The sequence below is a fragment of the Marinihelvus fidelis genome (genome assembly GCF_008725655.1).
GTDB lineage: Bacteria > Pseudomonadota > Gammaproteobacteria > Xanthomonadales > SZUA-36 > Marinihelvus > Marinihelvus fidelis.
Genome location: NZ_VYXP01000002.1, coordinates 419,692 through 442,130 on the forward strand (window position 1 = coordinate 419,692; position 22,439 = coordinate 442,130).

The 22,439-nt window shown below is 58.3% G+C and carries 19 protein-coding genes; 5 read left to right on the forward strand and 14 right to left on the reverse strand.

The window, feature by feature from the left end:
• Positions 1–175: 175 nt before the first annotated feature.
• The 3 genes from fusA to F3N42_RS03275 all read left to right on the forward strand — a co-directional run bounded on the left by fusA (position 176) and on the right by F3N42_RS03275 (position 4,051).
• Entirely contained in the window at positions 176–2,197 is a 2,022-nt protein-coding gene (gene fusA, locus F3N42_RS03265; protein ID WP_150862940.1) for an elongation factor G, read from the forward strand.
• A 151-nt stretch (positions 2,198–2,348) separates the two neighbouring features.
• A complete protein-coding gene (locus F3N42_RS03270) occupies positions 2,349–2,771 on the forward strand; it encodes a hypothetical protein (protein WP_150862941.1) in 423 nt (140 codons plus the stop codon).
• A complete protein-coding gene (locus F3N42_RS03275; protein WP_150862942.1) occupies positions 2,768–4,051 on the forward strand; it encodes a tail fiber domain-containing protein in 1,284 nt (427 codons plus the stop codon). Before F3N42_RS03270 ends, F3N42_RS03275 begins: the two co-directional genes overlap by 4 nt.
• Before the next feature lie 24 nt (positions 4,052–4,075).
• Here F3N42_RS03275 and F3N42_RS03280 read toward each other — a convergent pair whose 3' ends face one another.
• The 8 genes from F3N42_RS03280 to rfbB form a co-directional block, all read right to left on the reverse strand.
• Positions 4,076–8,485 carry a glycosyltransferase family protein gene (locus F3N42_RS03280; protein WP_150862943.1) on the reverse strand — a complete coding sequence of 1,470 codons (4,410 nt, stop codon included), beginning with the start codon at positions 8,483–8,485 and terminating at the stop codon, positions 4,076–4,078.
• Positions 8,486–8,512: 27 nt separating this feature from the next.
• A complete protein-coding gene (locus F3N42_RS03285) occupies positions 8,513–9,103 on the reverse strand; it encodes a hypothetical protein (protein WP_150862944.1) in 591 nt (196 codons plus the stop codon).
• A 59-nt stretch (positions 9,104–9,162) separates the two neighbouring features.
• Positions 9,163–10,179, reverse strand: a complete 1,017-nt coding sequence (locus F3N42_RS03290) for a glycosyltransferase (RefSeq protein ID WP_150862945.1) — start codon at positions 10,177–10,179, stop codon at positions 9,163–9,165.
• Between the two features lie 13 nt (positions 10,180–10,192).
• Entirely contained in the window at positions 10,193–10,807 is a 615-nt protein-coding gene (locus tag F3N42_RS03295) for a class I SAM-dependent methyltransferase (protein ID WP_150862946.1), read from the reverse strand.
• A gap of 110 nt (positions 10,808–10,917) precedes the next feature.
• Positions 10,918–11,487 carry a hypothetical protein gene (locus F3N42_RS03300; RefSeq protein WP_150862947.1) on the reverse strand — a complete coding sequence of 190 codons (570 nt, stop codon included), beginning with the start codon at positions 11,485–11,487 and terminating at the stop codon, positions 10,918–10,920.
• 1 nt (position 11,488) lies between these two features.
• Positions 11,489–12,028, reverse strand: coding sequence for a dTDP-4-dehydrorhamnose 3,5-epimerase (gene rfbC, locus F3N42_RS03305; RefSeq protein WP_150862948.1), 540 nt, complete (start codon positions 12,026–12,028; stop codon positions 11,489–11,491).
• The gene (rfbA, locus tag F3N42_RS03310) at positions 12,025–12,903 is read right to left on the reverse strand and encodes a glucose-1-phosphate thymidylyltransferase RfbA (protein ID WP_150862949.1); all 879 of its coding nucleotides are present in this window, start codon (positions 12,901–12,903) and stop codon (positions 12,025–12,027) included. The genes rfbC and rfbA overlap by 4 nt, the downstream gene beginning before the upstream one ends.
• A complete protein-coding gene (gene rfbB, locus F3N42_RS03315; RefSeq protein WP_150862950.1) occupies positions 12,900–13,973 on the reverse strand; it encodes a dTDP-glucose 4,6-dehydratase in 1,074 nt (357 codons plus the stop codon). Before rfbB ends, rfbA begins: the two co-directional genes overlap by 4 nt.
• 100 nt (positions 13,974–14,073) lie before the next feature.
• Between rfbB and F3N42_RS03320 the strand changes: the two genes are divergently transcribed.
• Together F3N42_RS03320 and F3N42_RS03325 are read left to right on the forward strand one after the other, a co-directional pair.
• The gene (locus F3N42_RS03320) at positions 14,074–15,087 is read left to right on the forward strand and encodes a glycosyltransferase family 2 protein (RefSeq protein WP_150862951.1); all 1,014 of its coding nucleotides are present in this window, start codon (positions 14,074–14,076) and stop codon (positions 15,085–15,087) included.
• The gene (locus tag F3N42_RS03325; RefSeq protein WP_191621207.1) at positions 15,084–15,953 is read left to right on the forward strand and encodes a sulfotransferase; all 870 of its coding nucleotides are present in this window, start codon (positions 15,084–15,086) and stop codon (positions 15,951–15,953) included. Before F3N42_RS03320 ends, F3N42_RS03325 begins: the two co-directional genes overlap by 4 nt.
• Before the next feature lie 13 nt (positions 15,954–15,966).
• On the opposite strand, the gene F3N42_RS03330 is transcribed toward F3N42_RS03325, so the two are convergent.
• The 6 genes from F3N42_RS03330 to F3N42_RS03355 all read right to left on the reverse strand — a co-directional run bounded on the left by F3N42_RS03330 (position 15,967) and on the right by F3N42_RS03355 (position 22,346).
• Entirely contained in the window at positions 15,967–16,830 is an 864-nt protein-coding gene (locus F3N42_RS03330) for a sulfotransferase (RefSeq protein ID WP_150862953.1), read from the reverse strand.
• Between the two features lie 9 nt (positions 16,831–16,839).
• Complete coding sequence (locus tag F3N42_RS03335; protein WP_150862954.1) at positions 16,840–18,090, reverse strand: cysteine desulfurase; 1,251 nt, start codon at positions 18,088–18,090, stop codon at positions 16,840–16,842.
• Positions 18,087–19,367 (reverse strand): Fe-S cluster assembly protein SufD, encoded by a 1,281-nt coding sequence (gene sufD, locus F3N42_RS03340; protein ID WP_150862955.1) that lies wholly within the window; start codon positions 19,365–19,367, stop codon positions 18,087–18,089. Before sufD ends, F3N42_RS03335 begins: the two co-directional genes overlap by 4 nt.
• Entirely contained in the window at positions 19,364–20,143 is a 780-nt protein-coding gene (gene sufC, locus F3N42_RS03345; RefSeq protein WP_150862956.1) for a Fe-S cluster assembly ATPase SufC, read from the reverse strand. Before sufC ends, sufD begins: the two co-directional genes overlap by 4 nt.
• 158 nt (positions 20,144–20,301) lie before the next feature.
• Entirely contained in the window at positions 20,302–21,750 is a 1,449-nt protein-coding gene (gene sufB, locus F3N42_RS03350) for a Fe-S cluster assembly protein SufB (protein WP_150862957.1), read from the reverse strand.
• A gap of 137 nt (positions 21,751–21,887) precedes the next feature.
• A complete protein-coding gene (locus F3N42_RS03355) occupies positions 21,888–22,346 on the reverse strand; it encodes an SUF system Fe-S cluster assembly regulator (protein WP_150862958.1) in 459 nt (152 codons plus the stop codon).
• Between the last annotated feature and the right edge of the window lie 93 nt (positions 22,347–22,439).

A 22,439-nucleotide genomic window follows, 5' to 3' on the forward strand; every position in this document is an offset into this window, starting at 1 on the left:
GAAGCGCCGCGCCAGGGTACGGGTCGCCACTTTGTGGCTCCCCGGGAGGGAGTGGAGTGTCGGGGTCATCATAGGCTCGCGTGCCTGAACGCCGGCTGAACTTGCCCGCCCCCGGCGCGAAGTCTAGGATGGTGTGTCCCGGTCCGGCGACCCGGACCCCGTCGAGGAGTTCCGTATGCCGTCTTATCGTACCGAGGACATCCGCAACATCGCGCTGGTGGGCCACACCGGCTGTGGCAAAACCACCCTCACAGAGGCCCTGCTGGCCGCCACCGACACCATCGGCGAGGCCGGCACCGTCGAGCGCGGCAGCACCATCACCGATCACGACAAGCTGGAGCAGCGCCACGGTCACTCGTTGGATTCCGCCATCGCCAGCTTTGATTTCGAAGGCATTCACGTCAATATCATCGATACGCCCGGATTCCCCGACTTCCGCGGCCCCACGCTGGCATCGATGACCGCCGTTGAAACCAGCGCCGTGGTGATCAACGCCAGCGCCGGCATCGAGCTGTCGACCCGCCGCCTGATGCGTCGTGCCAAGCGCCGCCGCCTGTGCCGCATGATTATCATCAACCGCATCGACGCGCCGGAAATCGACCTCGAGACCCTGGTCCGGGAAATTCGCGACGAGTTCGGCCCCGAATGCCTGCCCATCAACCTGCCCGCCGACGGCGGTACCACGGTACGCGACTGCTTCTTCGAAACCGACGGCGATACGGATATTTTTTCGCTGTCTGCCGCGCACGACGAGATCATCGACCAGGTGGTCGAGATGGACGACGAGCTGATGATGAAGTACCTGGAAGGCGAGCCGCTGGAGCGTGGCGAACTCCATGATGCCGCGGAACGGGCGCTGCGCCGCGGGCACCTGGTACCCATCTGCTTTACCTCGGCCACCAGCAGCGCGGGCATTCCGGAACTGCTGAAGCTGTGCAAACGGCTGGTGCCCAACCCCACCGAGGGCAACCCGCCCGCCTACCAGCGAGGCGGCGGCAGCGACGGCGAACCAGCCGAATGCAAACCCGACCCGGCTGCCCACGCGCTGGCGCACGTATTCAAGATCACCAACGACCCTTTTGTCGGCAAGATGTGCGTGTTCCGGGTCCACCAGGGGACGATCACACCGGACTCGATGTTGTTCATCGACGACGACCGCAAAGCCTTCAAGGTCAATCACCTGTTCCGCCTGCAGGGCGGCAAACACGAAGAGGTCGACGCCGGCATTCCCGGCGACATCTGTGCCGTCGCCAAGCACGACGAGATTCACTACGATGCCGTGCTGCACGACTCCCACGACGAGGATGGCTACCGTATGCGGCCGCTGGATTTCCCCCAGCCCATGTACGGCCTGGCGGTGACCTCGTCCCAGCGCGGCCAGGAGCAAAAGCTGTCGACGGCGCTGCACAAGCTGACCGAAGAAGACCCCTGCTTTACCGTCGAGCACCACCAGGAACTGAACGAGACCGTCATGCGAGGGCTGGGCGAACTGCACCTGAGGGTAATGCTGGAACGCATGGCGGAAACCTACAATGTCGACGTCGACACCCGTCCGCCGCGCATCGCCTACCGCGAGACCATCACCCGCCCGGCCGAAGGCCACTACCGCCACAAGAAACAAACCGGCGGCGCCGGCCAGTTCGGCGAGGTGTTCCTGCGCGTGCGCCCCCGCGGCCGCGGTGAGGGCTTCGAGTTCATCAACAAGGTCGTCGGCGGCTCAATCCCGACCTCGCTGATCCCGGCCGTGGAAAAAGGCATCCGCCAGATCCTCGACGAAGGCGCCATTGCCGGCTTCCCGCTCCAGGACCTGGAAGTCGAGGTCTACGACGGCAAGCACCACCCCGTCGACTCCAAGGAAGTCGCCTTCGTCACCGCCGCCCGCCACGCCCTGCTGGACGCCATCGAGCACGCGGGCCCACAGATCCTGGAGCCCATCGTCTCCGTGGACGTGACCGTGCCGGACGCGGTGATGGGGGACGTGACGGGCAACCTGGCCTCGCGCCGGGCGCGGATCAACGGCACGGAGTCTTTACGTGGCGGGTTGATGACGATCAAGGCGGATGTGCCGCTGAGCGAGCTGTCGGACTACCACACGGAATTGAAAAGCCTGTCGCAGGGCGCGGGGAGTTTTACGATGGAACTCAGCCACTACGACCCGGTGCCGGGCAATGTGCAGCAGAGGATGGTCAGCATTTAGACACAAGAATCCCCAGTCCCACTGTATTGCCTCCAGCAAAGTTTTTCGCCACTGCTATGTTTAGTGCAAGGCAGGCGCAACTTTCTTGAAGATTGTGCGTACTTCCTATTGCTAACCAAGAGCAATCTAATCACGAAAACGGAGGTTTACCATGTCTGGAAAGGACAGATTGAAGCTTGGGGCCTTGATATTGCTGACATTTGGGACATGCACGGCAATGGCAGGGTCTGTGGAAGACGTCACACTCGCAGATGTGAGTATTGGGACGGGGGAGGTCAGTTTTTCTACGTTGGACCAGGAATCGGAACATTTCCTGACGGTCAGTTGCACGAATGGCGAAGTCTCGCGACACAAATTCAAGAAGGGAGAAAACCCTTGGTTCATCCCCTTGAGTCAAAATGGCGAAATCATGAGCGACGCCAATTGCAGTTATGAACTACGGCTGGTCAGGGATGAATCCCTGGACCTGGAGCAAAGCGTTTCCTACATTCAAAGCGGCCAGTTCCAGGTTGACCGTGGACTGATTTACGTCGATGACACTTCAGCGTTTGACACAGCGGAGGTGCTGCAGTGAGAACACCCAGCAAAAAATTCCTTGCCTCATCGATTGCCCTGGCCATGGGGTTAGGCGCAACCAGTGCATACGCCCAGGTGCTTAACGGCGATCATATCGTTGAAGGGCAATTGTGCGCTTCACAATCAAACCTGTGTACTAATCCGGAATCCTACCCGACGGGTCCAAGCCTGAATGCCGATTTCAAGGCCAAGGACGACTATCCGATGATTTACCTGGAGGACAACGGAGACACGGACTGGAGCCTGTTGGTCGACTGGGATGCAACCGGTTCGTACTTTCCACGCGGTAGTTTCGCAATTGGCAGAACGCCTAACCCAAGCACAAATTACCAAGCCTATCCGTTTGTGATTCAAGAAAATGCGCCCAATCGTTCCTTGTACATCGGTTCCAGTGGGCGAATCGGTATGGGCACAAGCGCACCCACCGAAGAACTGGAAATCTCTTCCTTTGACCCAACAATCGCACTTTTCGACGTTGATGGCGTCACGTGGGAGATCAACAGCAACTCCAACAGTACGATTTTTGATATCGCCAATGCGACAGCTGGCACATCACCTTTCGTACTTGAATCGGGAGCGCCGTCGAACGCATTGCGAGTCGATAATGCTGGGAATGTCGGATTTGGAGTGGGAAATCCAGCACGTCAAGTTCACCTGTCAGGCACGAATGCCGTATTTCGGATGGACCGGCCCTCAAACACTGCCGCGTTCATGATCGTAAGGACAGACGGCGGCGGCACGCCAATGAAGACCTATGTGCTTGGCACCAATGCGTCTGATGTGAACAACGGAGAATTTGTCATCAACGATTTGGGTACCGCTGTTGGCGGCCCTGGTTCTCGCCGGATGACCATTCAGAATGACGGGTCGGTCGTATTTACAGGCGTTGTTTCCGCACCCAATTTCATCTCACCCAGTTCCAGGAAGCTCAAGGAAAACATTGAGGATATCGACGACCCGATCGGAATTGTCAATCGACTCCATGGCGTGAAATTCGACTGGATTGAGTCGGGTGAGCCGGCATTGGGATTCATCGCTGAAGAAGTTGCAGAAGTGCTTCCGGACATTGCTGCCCATGACAAGGATACCGGCGAAGTGGCTGGCATGAGCTATGTTGCCGTTATCCCGATCCTGGTTGAAGCACTCAAAGCCCAGCAGCTTGAAATTGCTGGCCTTCGTGAAGAGTTGGAAAGAATTGAGTCCGTTGAAGGTCGACTCGCACTGGTTGAGTCCATGTTGATTGGGCAAAACACCGAGCCACTCTTGGTTAAGCAATAAGCCACTGATCACCCGGCCAGGGGATTACTTACCCTGGCCGGGTTTCTTCTGTTCACTCAACAATCTCTGAATGTGTTGATGGAAGTGCCCAGCCCGAGCATCCATGCAATGTGACTTGGCTACAGCTTCTGCCAGGCTTTTTCGGTCCGGCATCCGAGATTCCGCTTCAGTCTTCGCCTGCTCGACACGGGCCTTCAAACCGGCCGGTGTACCATCATATTCGTAGACCAGGTTTCCAAAGAGCTCGGCAATTCCCGGTACCGAGTCGGAAACAACAACAGCGCCACAACCCGCCAGGTCAAACAGGCGGTTTGAAACAAATCCGTACTCGCGCATCGTTTCCCAATGATCGTTCAGGACGACTGCGCAATTGGCATAGGCGTCCGCGAGCTCAGCGTTGTCAATGTGCTCGCCGGCGATGTACTTGCGGTCTATCAGCTTTTCCCAATGCGTTCCATACACCTTGATATTGATACCCGCTTCAATCGCGTCCCTGACAATGTCACGCAGTACGCCCCTGGAGTTGCCAACGAAGAGGACGTCCTCATTGCGGACCCTGTCATCACGCCAGTTGAACCGCGCAGGGTCTGTGCACTGGAGCAAGGGCAGTACAGGGCGACTCAGCTCTTCGTCCAGTTTGTGCGCGTGCGCGACAGATGCGACGAACACCAGGTCATAGCGCTCGTATTCCGCCGACTCAATTTTGTCCGGGTGACTGATATTCCACATGATATTGAGCTGGTGTGAGCGCGGCTCGTACTCGGACAACCCCCTCATTACGATGACGACATCATCCTGCTCTGCCCGCGGTTCATACCAGTCAGAAAGCACATCCAGGCGCACGCGGTAGCCCAGTTTTTGCAGGGAACGCGCTAGTGCTGAGGCCAGGTGGTAATCGCCCCATTCATTGGCCAGGTCCCAACGAGGAACGGGCAACTTGATCGCAACCCGGGTCTTTTCCGCGAACTTTTCCAGGATGCTGTTGAGTGACCTGGCTCGCCTGTCGTACGTGTGCCTCTCAAGCACTAAGCCGCGTAGGCGGTTGACCAGCGCCTCCCGTTCACCAGGGTTGGACAGGTAATAGTCCACCAACTCGGTTAATTCATCCGCGGAGTCCCAGGTCGGTAATTCGCCATCAAACGTTTCGGCAGCGCCCCGCTGTCCATTACTGAGCACGAGCGCGCCTGATGCCAATGCGTCGAACACGCGACTGTTGACTGATCCCCATGGCCGAGTGACGTGGTTGGCATCATCAATGACGAGCTTGGTGCTTGCATACACGGCAGGAATATCGTCATAAGGCACGGGGCCGAACCAGCTGCCCTGGAACTGCTCATGGTCGTCCCATCCGCTTCCAAACAGTTGGAAGCGCCACGACAGCTCGTTCGGATCGAAGTCTTCAATGTCTCTCCTGGCGTTCCAATAGCTTCCGGTGAAGCAATAGTCGCTCTCGTACTTATCGTGGGAACTGCCTTGCACATCGAATCGCTTGGGGTTAGTTGCGATTTTCATTACTTCTACTGCAACTGGCGTTAACCGCGAAACGTAATTTGCGGACTTTTCGGAAGAACAAAATGCGATGTCGTACAGGTCAAACCAGTCGTGCCTGACCCAGCGATCGAACCAGTTTCGCAACCACGCCATCCTGACCAGGCCAGGTGCCGCGTTCTTGATGTTTCGCAGGTCATAGGCATCGATGAGCACGAGCACACCGTCAAGCCCGCGGCAGTCGTACCAATTAGTCGTTTTACTCAAACGAGGAAGAAAACGGCATTCCCACCCATACTGTTCAGTCAGCGACGAAGCGAGTTCCGACGCGGTGAAATAGTCCCCCGCCGTCGTATTCGGGTCATCGTCTGTGACGACGAGTCCCAGCCTGAATGGTGCGTTGTTTCCAGCGCCAGGGAATAGCTTGAGATAGTTTCTGGTGACGTATCTGTTATACCGCTCTCGGAACAGTTCTATATTTCCCAACCGCCGCTTGGCGACCGCCCTGTTATCATCTTTCTTTTGCGAGGCGCTCTCATCATGAATTGCCGACAGGGACGCATTAAGCACAATTTTCTTATTGAGGTTCCGATGGATGGTCAATGAAAGATCAACATCCTCGTAACCATAGACGTAGCCTTCATTAAATCCACCGACTGCCCAGAAATCCTCAAATCTGCATGCCATCAGCGCGGCAGTTACCGCTGGCACTTCGAAATTTCCTGGCGTATTTCGTTCCTGCGTGACGTTGTACGGACGGGGAAATTTGAATTGCTCGTCATAACGGAAATTGATGCCCCCATGCTGAAGCTGTCTGTCATGAGGGTTTTCTGATGGGTAATAGAGGTTGAGACCAACTGCGCCAATGCCCGAATCATCATCCAACGCTTTCGTAAGTTGCTGGATGACAGGGCGGTCGAAAATAATATCGTTGTTGCAGAACACCATGTGTCGGCCACGCGCGAACACCGTCGCAAGATTGTTCGATCTTGAATAGGTGTCATTGCGGTCAAGCTTGATATAACGCAACGGCAAACGCGACCCGAGCGACTCAACCAGGGCCTCAGTTTCGTCGTCCGAGGCGTGATCGACAATCAACCACTCCGCCAGCTCGCGACGATGGTGTTCAAGGTAGCTGGTGAAGAGGTTTTTCAGATGATGGGCGCCATTCCTGGTAAGCACAATGATGCTGGTCTCTGGAGAGCAGGCGGCCCACTGTGCGTTTGACGCCATCCTCTCGATCTGTTCCGTCGCGCCTCCTTCACAGGCTTTGAGACTTGCGCGAACACGGTGAAACTCTTGTTTGAGCAGGTCAAGGGATGTCTCACCGAACCCGGCTGTCGCAGGTGCCATCAACAGCCTGAGCTGGGGCTCAATTAGCTTCCAGCTCTTACTATCAAGAATGTCACCCAGCAACTGGACCAGTTGCCTGGCGGGGGCCAAAACTTCAGTGATACTGGAAACGGCGACGGACACCATGTCCATGGCAGCCAGGTTCTTGGCTCGGAGCCCCGAGGTTACGCTGGACACCAGTTCCGAACAGGTCTTGTGCGCTTCGCTGAGGCTTGCGAACTCAGCCTCGACATGAACCAGGCGATCCTGCAACTTGATATTGGCTGACTGGAAAGACGATTTTTCAGTGATTGCGCTCTTTAACTCGAACTCCAGGTTTTCAACCACTTTCCGGGCCGAATCAAATTGCTTCCTAAGCGCTTCGGTCTCTTCTCGAGCACGCGGAAGCTCCACTGCCATTTGCTCCAACAGTGTTTTTGATCCGTCAAGCAGCTGATCCAGCGCATGCCGTTGGTCGTTGACACTACTTAACAGTCCACGCATGTTGCGAAGCTCGGCAGCCACCAGGCTATGCTGACCCTCTTTCTGCCTATACAGGTGGGCCAGCACATTCTCCACCAGGACTTCATCCAGGCCGACCTTTATGCTCTTCTCCCCAATGCCCTTCAGCGATTCGAAGCCGACGGGAATTTCATGGCGTTCGAGTGTCAGTTCGGGCCGGGTAATTGCAACATATCGTGATTCGATGGACTGGAATCTTCCCCGCATCTGCTCCCATCGATTGAAGCGGATTTCATGTTCCCGGCGAAGAATTTCTGCCGTTGGCTCGACGATGTACTCCGGAACGTCCGGTAGCGCCCCACCCTGCATTTCGGTAAACCAGGCGGCGAGATGATGCGTTGCGGGCAATCGCTCGCCTTCGAATTGTGACCGGTACAGGCCCTTGTCTGAAAACGCGTTCAGACGCTCTTCGTCAATTTTCAATGATTGCCCTGTCTGGGCTTCCACGAACTGCTGGATTCGCACCAAAGGCTCCACTGGCCGAAGGACGAGATCTTCAAAATTAACCACAATGTGCGGGCGTTTTTTGGCCGCCTTAGTTGCGAGATGAAGGTACCGCTCGGTCAGAAAGTGGGTAAATTCAGGAGCGAAACCGTTTCGAGTTGCCAGGCTGGTCGCGATTTCTTCCGGCATCCGGTTAACGAAAACAGTAACGACACGCTGACCCAGTGCCTGATACCACAAGGGAGCCAGCAGACAGAGCCTGGGATCTTTGACGCCGATCAAATCATGACCTGAATTTGAGTCAATCGACGCGATAAACCTGCTAATCCATTCACTGTAGATACGAGTTGCTTCGTCTTCTGCGGTCAATGTCCGGTCATCAAAACCCGACACTTCCGCCCAGTCACACTGTTTGGAAAACAACAATTCGTCATTGCGATGACGAAGCTTCAGGTGCTCCCTGAAACCCTTTGGATTTTCCTCGTTTGGCGCCATGAAATCTGATGGCTCGCCGAAATAGACGCCTGCGGATTCCAGCAATCCACAAAGCAAAGAGGTTCCAGATCGGTGCATTCCAAGAACCAGCACAACTGGTTTGGAAACCGCTTGACCGTCCAGCGTTTGGCCCGTATCTCTTTCGTTTGTCATGAGTAACCGCTTAGCTCAGGGCTGTGCTCAACGAGGCGTCAGAAACAGGCCCATGTACTTGGCCAACGCGCGCGCTGAAACCAGACCAGGCTCAATCTCGAATACAGCCATACGGTTGTCGACGATTTCTGAGGGTTTTGTAAAGTTTTCAACGACGTGGTACTCGGACCGCTCAGCATAGTCATCAAAAATCAACCGGATCGGTCGGCGAGACCAAACGCATGTTGCCAAAAAGCAGGCCGGACGGAACCGACCATCGACCAGAACCAGGTCGGGAGAAAGGTCATGTTCTTCACAGTAGTCCCATGGTCGAAAGGCGTAATCAGGCCAGGCACGAAAGGCCTTTTCGTCCTCTGGATAACCCCACTTTCCAGTTAATCCGATGTCGACGTGAATTGGTACGACTTTTCCGGGCAAGTCCTGTTCTTTGTACGCACCCATGATCCCCAGGAGCCACTTGGGATCTGACTCAACCGATAGCACTGTTTTTCCAAGGCGCGCGCCAAGAAGTGTACTGCCTCCCGCGCCGTATTCGACGACGACACCCGCTTCTGCGTACGACTGTTCCAAATAGGCCTTGCACGCACTGGTCATCGCAACACTGAACTGATCAAACAATTTCCACCTCCATAAATGTCCATGAACTGGCGCAATGCGGCTGCCTGTTCAACCAAAACTCAATCGTGATTCGTCACGGCCGTTACCCGTTTCTGGGCTTCCCGCATTAATCGCGCACTGCGTTGCTCAGAGAGCATGTAGATTTTTGTGAATCGGCCGGAAACGAAATTTCTGGCTATCGCTGCGGGAGACATGATTCGCTGATAGTAGCGCTCAACTTTGCGCCGCATGTACCAGATCTTCCACCTGGGAGCCCGATAGATTTGCTGCAGTTTTGACTCCAGTTCATCCAGTGATTCGTAAATCACCGCCGTGTGACCATCCTTGAGTCCCGGGTGAAAGAGCTGAGCATAAAATGCGTGGATAACAGGAATGCACCCGACCGACATTGCTTCAGCAACGTTGTGGGAAAAGGGCATGTATACACCTGGGCAAGCAAGGTAGAAATCAAATCTTGCAAGTACGTCCAATAACCCATCGCGAGGAATCTTAAAGTTTGCGCTGTCCAGCACAACGCAATGTCGATCCAGTTGACGTTCCAGACGATCCTGGAACGCATCAAGGCTCGAGAATTGAACGGCTAGTTGCCGATCCAATAAATGCTGGCAAATTTTGTATCTGTTGGGGGTCTTGAATGGCGGAAAATTCTCAATCCGTTGATAGAGTTCAGCGTTCATGGATCCGATCATGAACACAGACTGATTTCTTCTGGTGCCCTTTTGACGAGACACCCTGGAACCAAACTGAAAGACAGCCGGATGAGGCGTTATCGGTACGTAGTAGTCATTCTTTCCAGCCGTGTCAGCCCGATCCAACACAATGTGATCGTAGTATCGTGGGCTCAGCAGGTTCTCAGTGACGTGAAAATGGTCGCCAACAGGGGGATGCGCCAAACTGACGATATCTTCCTTTAGCAGCATTTCCGTGAACCGGTTCGACGCCAATTCATCCTCTGTGGTCTTGTCTGGATTAAAGAAGACTCGGTGACCAGCAAAATCCAGGCACTTGACAAGGTTATACAGGTATCTGGAATAGGCTGCAGGCTTCTTGATGTCGAAATAAACAGGCATCTTCATGACATTGCCCGTGTCAGTGCCCGGAAGCTACATGCCGCAGAAACTCCGTTTGAAATAATTCCATGGCAGCAGGATTGATCTCAATATCCCTCGATCGGGTTGCCTCAATAATCAATAGGTTAGGAACCCCTGATCCTTTGCTGTACTTACCATGTCTTTCAATGTCACACAGTTCAGCGTGGCGGGAACACCCATAGTCCTCAAAACGAATATCCGTATATCCGAGTTGATCAAACAAATACTCCAGAAAATCGTGGTCGTATAGAAACTGGTGTCCCCAGCCGTGAAAAGCGCGGTTAGTCCGCAAGACATGCATGACACGCTCATCACTCGCAAACTCCCGAGCCAGGGGGTAGTGACTGAGCATCACCCATTCCAGGTTGGGCGTGGTCAACCTGATGGTCCCGCCGTCCCGCAGGGAATGCCCCGCATTCCTGAGAAACGCAATTGCATCCTCCAGGGCAAGATGCTCAATAAAGTGTTCACCATAGACAAAGTCAACGTCTTCGAAAGGCCATTCTTTGGTGACATCAAGTACTTGATCGACGCCCTTAAAACTTCGAATGTCGACATTGGTCCAGCCCTCCAATAGGTTATGAGGACCACAGCCAACATGGATTTTTTTCACAAACTCTCTCCTTCATTCGACACGGCCACACGTCCAAACTGCGACTGGGCGTCGCAGTTCGAATTAGCCAACAACGACTTCAATCAAATTCCGCTCAAAACCCACGCCGATCAACCACAATCCGCTTCGTAAAGCCGCTTTTCGAGACTGACCCAGACAGGATTCCTTTCGTAGGCTTCTTTCGTCAATGTTGACTGATTGTCAGGTGGAATTGTTTTCTTTGGCGCCTTGTTTTCATGCACATTAAACAATGCAGTTTTCTGTCCATCTGAAATGGGCAAAAACCGACCGACGACATCTATAAAATCGTTCGCCATGAACTCAACACGAATCCAATGTTTAATCGTCTGATATTCAAATAACTCAAGGCAGTAATCCGCAGGGGTCGGCGGTTTGGTTGGCCACCAAACCAATCCCTGTTCCGTAATTTCATCGGGGTTTTCGAGTCCGCGATGTCGGGCCATGTGTGCATTGTGACTCGCAATCCACTTGTGGAGTCGCCTGAAATTCAGAACCCGGACCTTGCCCTCTAGTGAAGGACTGAAAGCCCTGTGCTTTCGGGGTTCTGATACCGGGTCGATAATAAGCGTGCCGTTATCAATAATTTCGAACATTTTGTGGGTAGAATTTCCACCGGCCTTGCCGAGGTGCGCCCAAACAAACTGATCACCAATAACCATGTTACGTCCGACCAATTGCGAATAGCGCTGGCAGCGCATTGTCTTTATCGGACAACAACGCATCGCTCAGTGGCCAAGCAATATCGACATCTGGGTCATCCCACTTCAACCCAGACTCTCCTCCAGGGTCGTAATAGTCGGTGCACTTGTATTCAATATCCGCTATTGCCGAGATTACTTGAAACCCATGGGCATACCCGGGCGGGATGTAAATCTGGTTTTTCTTCTCCGAGCTGAGATAAACGCCCACCCACTGTCCGAAAGTCTCTGACATCGGATCGATATCTACGGCAACATCAAACACTTCGCCCGAAATACAACGTACCAGTTTGCCCTGCGGCTTGCGTGTCTGGGTGTGGAGACCCCGCAGTACGCCCCGGCTTGACCTGCTGTGGTTGTCCTGGACAAATCGCAAGTTAGGGCCGAGCACGTCCGCGTAGCGGTCTTCCCTGAACGTTTCCAGAAAAAATCCACGCTCATCCTCAAAAACACGTGGCTCGATAACGACGACACCTTTCAGTTTGGTTTCAACAATCTTCAAAGTTCGCGCTCCAACAGGCCTACGAGGTATTCACCGTAACCACTCTTGATCAACGGAGCCGCCAGTTTGCGAACGGTCTCGTCATCAATCCATCCCTTGTTGAGCGCGATCTCCTCCGGACAGGCCACCTTCAGCCCCTGGCGCTTCTCCAATGTCTGGATGAAATGCCCGGCCTCCATGAGCGCGTCAAAGGAGCCGGTGTCCAGCCAGGCCATGCCTCGCCCCATCCGCTCAACACTGAGGTCGCCCTGTTCCAGGTAGCGCTTGTTGACGTCAGTAATCTCGAGCTCACCCCGGGCTGACGGCTTAATGTCCTTGGCGATATCGACGACGTTCTGGTCATAGAAATACAGGCCAGTCACCGCGTAGTGGCTCTTGGGCTTTGCAGGTTTTTCTTCGATCGAGGTAGCGACACCCGCCTCATCGAACGCTACCACGCCGAAGGCTTCCGGATCACTCACCCGGTATGCGAACACCGTCGCACCATCGGCCTGGGCTGAAGCTGCTTCAAGCTGTTCCTGCAGCCCATGCCCGAAAAACAGGTTGTCTCCCAGGATCAACGTACTGTGATCGTTGCCGATAAAGTCCTCGCCAATAATAAACGCCTGTGCCAGCCCATCCGGTGACGGCTGCACGGCATATTCCAGGTTGATGCCCCACTGGCTGCCGTCGCCCAGCATGTTGGAAAACCGCCCAGTGTCGGCGGGCGTCGAGATAATCAGGATGTCCCGTATGCCCGCCATCATCAGCGTAGTCAGCGGGTAGTAGATCATCGGCTTGTCATAGACCGGCAGCAGCTGTTTGCACACGCCCAGCGTGACCGGGTGCAGGCGCGTGCCGGAGCCGCCGGCCAGGATGATGCCCTTACGCTTCATGCCACTTTCTCCCCGGAACCCAGCCGGCCCAGGCGGTAGTCGCCACTCAGTACGCGTGACCACCAGGCCTCGTTGCCCAGGTACCACTCGACGGTCTTTCTCATGCCGGTTTCGAAGGTCTCTTCGGGCTTCCAGTCCAGTTCGCGGTGAATCTTGCTGGCGTCGATGGCGTAGCGCACGTCGTGGCCGGGCCGGTCCTTCACGAAGGTCACCAGGTCGCGATAGGCGGCAACGCCAGCGGGCTTGTCCGGCCGAAGCTCTTCCAGCAGGTCGCACAGCGTGTGCACGACGGCCAGGTTGGCCTTCTCATTCCAGCCGCCGATATTGTAGGTCTCGCCCACGACGCCCTGCTCCAGCACCCGTACCAGAGCGCGCGCGTGATCGTCCACGAACAGCCAGTCACGGATTTGCTGGCCGTCGCCGTAGACCGGCAGCGGCTTGCCGTCCAGCGCGTTCAGGATCATGTGCGGGATCAGCTTTTCCGGGAACTGGCGCGGGCCGTAGTTATTAGAGCAGTTGGTCACCAGCACCGGCAGGCCGAAGGTCCGACCCCAGGCGCGCGCCAGGTGGTCGGAGCCGGCCTTGGTGGCCGAGTATGGCGAGCTGGGCGCGTAGGCGGTGTCCTCGGTGAAAAGGTCGTCGGTGCCTTCCAGGTCACCGTAGACCTCGTCGGTGGACACATGGACGAAGCGGAACCGGGACTGGGCCTCGGTATCGAGGCCGGCAAAGTGCTGGCGCGCGGCTTCGAGCAGGCGGTAGGTGCCGACCAGGTTGGTCTCGATGAAGTCGCCCGGCCCGTCGATGGACCGGTCGACGTGGCTCTCCGCCGCCAGGTGCAACACGGCATCCGGGGCGTGACGCTCCATGATGGCCGTAAGCGCGTCGCGGTCGCAGATGTCGGCATGCTCAAACGCGTACCGATCCGAGTCCGCAACATCCGCCAGCGACTCGGGGTTGCCGGCGTACGTCAGTTTGTCCAGGTTGACGACAGAGTGGGTCGTGTTCTCAATGATGTGGCGCACCACTGCGGAGCCGATAAAGCCGCAGCCGCCCGTAACCAGAATATTCAATGTAGCCCTCGGGTAGAGACGGAGGTGAATCAACGCGTGATTCTACCCCATACCGCCCCGGCGGGTTGCCCTCGACGGCGGATTCGGCAATATTGCCGCCATGCGCCCCGATTACGTTGAAGCCGTCCTCGAAGAAGCCCGACAACTGGATTTCGAGGTCCAGTCACCACGACCCGCAGCAGCCGACCGCCTGGCCCCTGTGTTGATTACCGTCGTACGCGACGAACGATCGGCCATGGAAGGTTTTCTCGCACACTACCGCCAGCGCGGCGTGCGCGAGTTCGTGGTCATCGACAACGGATCTACCGATGGAACACCCGACATGCTGGCCGCGGAGGACGACGTTACGGTCACCCCGGTCGACCGGCCATTTCACTGGACCGCCAAGCAGGCCTGGATCATGCGCGTCATCGAGACCATCGGCTTTCACCGCTGGTACCTGGTGGTCGACGCCGACGAACGGGTTGTATTCAGCGGCGATGACCACTATTCGTTTTCCAGCCTGGCCGCCCACATGGAACTGGAAGGCCAGTGGCGCGTGCGCGGCGTGCTGGTGGACATGTACGGGCCCGGCCCGTTGCTGGAAGCGCCCGAAGGCCCACTCGAGAGCACCCACACGCTGTTCGATGCGGAGGGCTATCACGAGGCCCTGACCGGGCAGATGGTGTCGGTGAAAGGCGGCCCGCGCCGCCGTGCTTTTCGGGCCGACGGTATCGAACTCGACCCGGAACTCAGCAAGTACCCACTGTTCAAACTGGCCGAGGGCGAGTTGATGGCCAATCCGCATCATCACTGGCCGTACGAGGAGAACTTCAAATCGCCATGTTACCTGGGCATCCTGCACTACAAATTTGGTGCGGGGCTCAGGGAGAAAATTGGCAACGCCATCGCAGAGAAAAACTACTGGAACGACAGCGCCGAGTACCGCGCCTACCAGGCCGCGTTCGCTGACGACCCCGCGCTTTCACTCGCCTTCGACGGCTCACGACGATACACATCGCCCGGTGACCTGGTCGACTGCGGCCTGCTCAGATCACCCGAATGGAAAAAACACCGCTGGCCGCGGCGGCTGAAACAGGCCCGCGCACGGCTGGCAGGACTGGTGAAATCATGAATACACCCGCGGGCCGACTGCCCGATTTTCTTTGCATCGGGGCGCAGAAGTCGGCGACGTCCTGGCTGAACGCCAACCTGATGCGCCACCCGGACATCTGGATTCCGCCCATCAAGGAACTCCATTTTTTCGATCACCTGTTTATCCCGCGATTCCGTACCTGGACCCGCCGGCATATTCACAATCACGTGGACAAGGCCATACGCCGGCACCTGAAGAACAACGAATCTCCGGACCTCGACTTCCTGCATTACCTGACCACGCTGGCGACGCAGGACCTGTTCACAGAGCGCTGGTACCGGGGCGCCTTCAGCTGGAAGAAAGGCGACGGCAAGTGCCTGGGTGAAACCACACCCGAGTATTCGACCATCCCGGCCGATGGCATCGCCTATCTGCGACAACTCCTGGGGGAACCCAGGCTGATCTACATCATCCGCGACCCTGCGGACCGGGCGATGTCACAAATGCGAATGAACCTGCTGAAGCGCTTTGGCGACCAGGCCGAGCCTGAAACATCCCGCTGGTCGCTGCGCCGGTGGCGCAAAGAGTTGGACAACGACGAAATCCATCAGCGCGGCCACTACTCGGCCTACGTACAGGAGTGGGACCGACAGTTCGCTCCTGAGCGGATGCTTTACCTTCCCTATGGCCGAATTGGTGAAGAGCCGCTCAAAGTACTGGCCGAGGTGGAGTCATTCCTTGGGTTGCGAGCGCACAATCGCTACCCAAAAGCCAATGAACGGATTCACCGTTTGCGACCGCTGCCCATTCCACCGGCCGCCGAGGAGGCGGCACGAGAGATTTTCGCGCGTGAAAGGGAATTCATTCGGCTCCGTTTTGGAGACGCGTTCGCGAACCTGACGTGAGCAGACTGCCTGATCAGATCCGATCCAGGAATGCCTCTCCGAAACGCGCCCGCAGGTAAGCGTACTGCGGGGCGCAAATCGCCTCGATCCGCTCCATCAATTCCGGCTCGATGGGCTGGCGACCACTGTGGCTGTTGGCCTTTGGCACGCGCGAAAAATCGATCGACTGGTGATCCAGCCCAAACGTGTTTTCCAACAGTTGCACCACGCTGGCCGGGTCGCCCACCAGGTCACGGAACGCGAAAACGCTGTAAGGGATGCCCGTCGCGTCCAGCTGTTCAAGTGCATGCCGGTAGTCACCCCGGGGCGGCTGCGATGATTCAAGCCACTCAATCCGTTGCCGGGCCGTTGCGCTCGCGAGTTCGGGCTTTCGGTTAATCGTCATTGAAAACCCGGACACCATACGCCTGACCGGGTCGCGAATGACGAGCATCGCATGAGCGTTGGGCAACAGGCGCCTGATGTGCTCGAAACCTTCACGCCCCATGGTCATGTAATGCGGTGTGAAATCGCACAGCACCGTGTCCAGGCCGCGCCGCAAGCGCGAACGGATGACTGGGTTCTTCAGAAAAAGGTCGCGATACCAGGCGTCGCTGCCAACACGCGCGGTGTCCCCCAACTGGCGCAGATAGGCCCGCTTGTAAAATGCCAGCCTTCTCGAGTTTTCAAGCGCCAGGTCGACTCTTTCTGTCACCCGCCCAACCAGGTAATCGGACGCCTCTCCCCCTGCCACCTGGGTAAAGAAGTGCACTTCCTTCAACGGTGAAAACTGGAACGCGTCATGCTGCCGGAGCGCCTTGTGCAGCCAGGTCGACGCCGTTTTCTGCGCGCCGATATGGATCAGCGCCGGCGTTTCGATCACCACGTCCTTCGGCATGGCCAATGCTCAGCCAAACATCTCGCGGACGCCATGCAGCGCCTCGACCAGAACATCAAACTCGGCCACGGTGTTGTAAACCGCCAGCGACGCACGCGCTGTGGCCGGCAGGCCGAACCGGGCGATCGCCGGCATGGCGCAATGGTGCCCCGTACGGATAGCAACGCCGTAATGGTCGATGATCGTGCCGATATCGTGGGGATGGACGCCATCGAGCGTGAACGAGATCACGCCGGCCTTCGCCCTGGCGGTACCGACGATGTTCAGCCCCGGCACGCTTTGCAGGCGCTCCGTGCCTGCGGCCAGCAACGCCGCCTCGTAGGCCGCCACGCGGTCCATGCCCAGGCCGTCGAGCCAGTCAACGGCGGCGCCGAAACCGACGGCGCCGGCGATGTTGGGCGTGCCCGCCTCGAACTTGTTGGGCGGCGCGGCGTACTCGGTGCCGTCGAAACTCACCTTGAGGATCATTTCGCCTCCGCCCTGGTACGGCGCCATGGCCTTCAGCGTCGCCATCGGCGCCCACAACGCGCCGACACCCGTGGGGCCGTACATCTTGTGCGCGGAGAAACAGTAGAAGTCGCAGCCCAGCGCCTGCACGTCCACGGCCTGGTGCGGCACCGCCTGTGCGCCGTCCAGCAGCACGGGGATGCCTTTTGCCTTTGCCCGCGCACAGATCTCGGCGACCGGGTTGACGGTGCCCAGCGCGTTGGACACGTGTACCACCGCCAGCAGCTTCACGCGCGGCCCCAGCAACTCGTCCATGGCGTCGAGGTCGAGCTCGCCCGCGTCATTGAACGGGATGACCTTCAGCGTCGCCCCCACCTGCTCGCACAGCATCTGCCAGGGCACGATGTTGGAGTGGTGCTCCATTTCGCTGACGACGATTTCGTCGCCCGGCTGCAGTCGCGGTCGCAGGAAGGCCTGCGCCACCAGGTTGATCGACTCGGTGGTGCCACGGGTAAAGACCAGCTCGTCCCGTGAAGGCGCGTTGATGAACTTCGCGACCCGTGTCCTCGCACTTTCGTACGCGTCGGTGGCTTCCTGGCTGAGCAGGTGCACGCCGCGATGAATGTTGGCGTTCTGCGTTTCGTAGAAACGGCTGACGGCATCGATGACCGCGCGCGGGCGCTGGGCCGAGGCCGCGGTATCGAAATACACCAGCGGCTTGCCATGCACCTGGCGCTCGAGGATCGGGAACTGAGCGCGGATCGACTCGACGTCCAGCGCCGGCGCCGTGCCGGTGGCGGCCAGGTCGCTCATTCCTCGACCCCGGTGTAGCGCGAAAGCTCGGTGGCCAGCAAGTCGCGGGCCGCGGTGTCACCGGCGCGGTCAACGGCGGCCCGGCAAAACGCGCCGATCAGCACCTCGCGCGCCAGCGCTTCGTCCAGGCCACGGCTGCGCAGGTAGAAAAGTGCCGTGTCATCCAACTGGCCGACGGTGGCGCCGTGGCTGGCGACTACTTCATCGGCCTCGATCACGAGTTCCGGCTTGGTGTCGACCTCGGCATCGGCCGACAGCAGCAGGTTGGCATTGGACTGGTGCGCCTCGGTGCCGTCCGCACCGGGCGCGACATGCACCTTGCCGGAAAACACCGCCCGGGCGCGGTCATCGACCACGCCGCGGAAAAACTGCTCGCTGGTGCAACCGGGCGCCGCGTGCTCGACGGCCAGGTGGTAATCCACGTGGGCCTCGCCGCGCGGCAGGTAGGCACCGTTCAATGCGCATTTCGCGCCTTCACCGGCCAGGCGAACGATCAGTTCATGCCGCGCCAACCCGGCGCCGATATCCAGGCCATCGTACTGGTAGCTACTCTGTCCGGCCTGTTCGACGTGGGTACGGGCGACCTGCATAGTGCCCTCCTGCGTCGTCTGGAGCCGTGCGTGGTTGAGCCTGGCACCTGCTGCCAGCCGTGCCTGCATGACGATATTCAGGTCCAGCTGCGCCGAAGCCTCGCCGCCATCCGATTCGACCAGCGACAGGCTCGCGCCCTCACCCAGGTCAATACACAGGCGGCTGTTACGCAGTCGCGCATCCGCGCCACCAACGCCGCGCCACTCCAGGGCCACGCGCCCGGCGTCGACCCCCGACGCCACCCGCAGCACCAGGCCGGCGCCCAACGTCGCGTTATTCAGCGCCACCAGGGCATCGGCCGCGCCATCGGCGGACGGTTCCGCCAGCCATTGGGCCAGCGCGCCGTCATCCGCTTCGATGGCCTGCTCCAGCGAGACCAGCTCGAGGCCATTCGGCAGCACCCCTTCAATACCCGCCAGCGCGCCATCCACCACCACAACACGGACGGCGCCCGCGATCGCTTTTGAACTCGCAGGCAACGACCCGGCCGTTACCGCTGGTGAATCACCAACAGGCCCAATGGGTCGACGGTTCAGCGGCGTGTACTTCCAGGCTTCGACCCGGGATGTGGGCAGGCCACTGACGCTGAAGGCCTGAGCCCCGCGCTCGCGCAACTGTCGCGCCCACTCGGGCCCGTCCGCGACGTTGGTCGCGAATGCCTGGAGCTGGTCGACCAGCGTGCTCATGCGGGCGCCGCCGCCTCGTCGAGGCCACCAATGCCGCCGTCCTCGAGCCACTGGTAGCCCTCTTCTTCCAGCCGCCTGGCCAGGCCCGGGCCGCCGCTGGCGACGATCTGGCCGGCCGACAGCACGTGCACGCGGTCCGGTTCGATGTAGTCCAGCAGGCGCTGGTAGTGCGTGACCAACACGATGGAGCGGTCTGGCGATCGCAGCCGGTTGACGCCCTCGGCGACGGCTTTCAGTGCGTCGATATCAAGCCCGGAATCTGTCTCGTCCAGGATCGCCAGCGTCGGCTCCAGTACGGCCATCTGAAAAATCTCGTTGCGCTTCTTCTCGCCGCCGGAAAAACCTTCGTTGACGGCGCGATGCAGCAGGTCGTCGCTGATGTCCAGCACCTTCAGCTTCTCCCGCACCAGCTTCAAAAAGCCCACCGAATCCAGCTCCGGCTCACCGCGGTACTTGCGCTGGGCGTTCAGTGCCGCACGCAGGAAATAGGTGTTGTTTACGCCGGGAATTTCCACCGGGTACTGGAACGCCAGGAACACGCCTTCGCAGGCCCGCTCCTCCGGCTCAAGCTCGAGCAGGTCCTTGCCCTGGTAGGTCACCGAACCGCCCGTGACCTCGTAACCCTCACGGCCCGCCAGCACGTTCCCCAGCGTGCTTTTGCCCGAGCCATTCGGCCCCATAATGGCATGAACCTCACCCGCCCCAACCTCCAGGTCAAGGCCCTTCAGTATAGATTTGCTCTCAACACTAGCGTGTAAGTTTTTGATACTCAACATAACGTTATACCAACCTTAAGTGCATTCTAGTTTCCGCAAATGACGCGAATGCCGCAAATTAACGCGAATATTTATTAACGAATATATTTTCGCGTAATTTGCGCAATCCGCGTAATCTGCGGTAAAAAGTTCGTGGAACCCACGCCCCAATCCGGCAACTACCCCACCGCCCCTTCCAAGGAAATCTCCAGCAAAGCCTTCGCCTCCACCGCGAATTCCATCGGCAGCTCACGGAACACCTGCTTGCAGAAACCGTCCACGATCATGCTCACGGCATCCTCTTCCGAGATGCCGCGCTGCAGGCAGTAGAACAGCTGGTCCTCGCCGATCCGGGATGTGGTGGCCTCGTGTTCGACCTTGGCCGTCGGGTTCTGCACCTCGATGTACGGGAAGGTGTGCGCGCCGCAGCGCTTGCCGATCAGCATCGAGTCACACTGGGTGAAATTGCGCGCACCCTCGGCCTTCTTGCCCACCTTGACCAGGCCCCGGTAGGCGTTCTGCCCGCGCCCGGCGGAGATGCCTTTCGAAATGATCTTCGAGCGCGTGTTACGCCCCATGTGGATCATCTTGGTGCCGGTGTCGGCCTGCTGGAAGTTATTCGTCAACGCGACCGAATAGAACTCGCCGACGCTGTTGTCGCCGCGCAGCACGCAGCTGGGGTACTTCCAGGTGATGGCGGACCCGGTTTCCACCTGGGTCCACGAGATCCGCGCGTTGTCTTCGCGGCAGTCTCCGCGCTTGGTGACGAAGTTGTAGATACCGCCCTTGCCTTCTTCGTCGCCCGGGTACCAGTTCTGCACCGTCGAGTACTTGATCTCGGCGTCTTTCAGCGCCACCAGCTCCACCACAGCGGCGTGCAGCTGGTTCTCGTCGCGCATGGGCGCCGTGCAGCCTTCCAGGTAACTGACATAGCTACCCTCTTCGGCCACGATCAGCGTACGCTCGAACTGGCCGGTCTCGGCCGCGTTGATGCGGAAATAGGTCGACAGCTCCATCGGGCAGCGCACCCCCTTCGGAATGTAGACAAAACTGCCGTCGGAAAACACCGCGGAGTTCAGCGCCGCGAAGTAGTTGTCGACTCGGGGCACGACGCTGCCCAGGTATTTGCGAACCAGTTCAGGATGGTCCTGTACCGCCTCGGAAAATGAGCAGAAAATCACCCCGGCCTTCTTCAGCTCGTCCTTGAACGTGGTGCCCACGGACACGGAGTCGAACACTGCATCGACGGCCACGCCGGCCAGGCGGGCGCGCTCATGCAGGGGCACACCCAGCTTGTCGTAGGTCTCCAGCAGCTTCGGGTCGACCTCGTCCAGACTCTTGGGCCGGTCCTTGTCGGACTTGGGCTGGGAGAAATAGGAAATGGCCTGGAAGTCGATCGGCTCAATCTCCAGGTGGGCCCACTCCGGCGGGCGCATCTTCAGCCACTTGCGATACGCGCCCAGGCGCCACTCCAGCAACCATTCCGGCTCGTTCTTGCGCGCTGAAATGGCCGCGATAACGGATTCGTCCAGACCGGGCGGCAACGAATCGGCCTCGATGTCGGTGACGAAGCCGTGCTTGTAACGGCCTTCCAGTCTGCGTTCGACTTCTGAATTTGCTGTGCTCATTTCGTTCTCGAAAAATCTCACTCGTTACGGACGGTGGGTTTGGAGCGAGGAGGGAGGAGTAAGGAGGGAGGAGTGAGTCGGAACCCCTTCCAGGAACACACGCTCCTTTCGCCTACCTCTTATCTCCTGCCTCCTACCTAGACCAACGTCGCTATGCGAAGCTTTGGCAACTCACCGATACCCGCCGAACTGTCCGGCGCGCCGGCCATGTCGGCCAGGCTGACCTGCTCCAGTGCCGTGGTCACGGCGCGGCTGATCTTCATCCAGTTCTCGCGTGCGTTGCAGCTGGCCTCGACCGAACACAGCCCCTCGTGGATGCTGCACTCGGTCATGGCAATGGGGCCTTCAATGGCGGCGATGATCTCCGCCACGCTGATCTCCGCTGCCGGCCGCTCGACCCGGTAACCGCCACGCGCACCCCGGAACGAACTCACGGCGCCGCTGCTGGCCAGCAGCTTCAGTATCTTGCTGGCGGTCGGCAGCTCGATGCCCGCGCGGTCGGCCAGCGCCTGTGCGCTGAGCACCTCGTCGCCGGAAGCGGCGAGTTCCACCATCAACAGGATGGCGTAGTCGGCAAGTTTGCTGATTCGCAGCACGTTGGATTCCACGTGGCCGTACAGGGATATATATAGTACCAGATCAGTACGCTTTAAACCTGCGGACACAAAAAAACCCGCGCGACCTGCGCC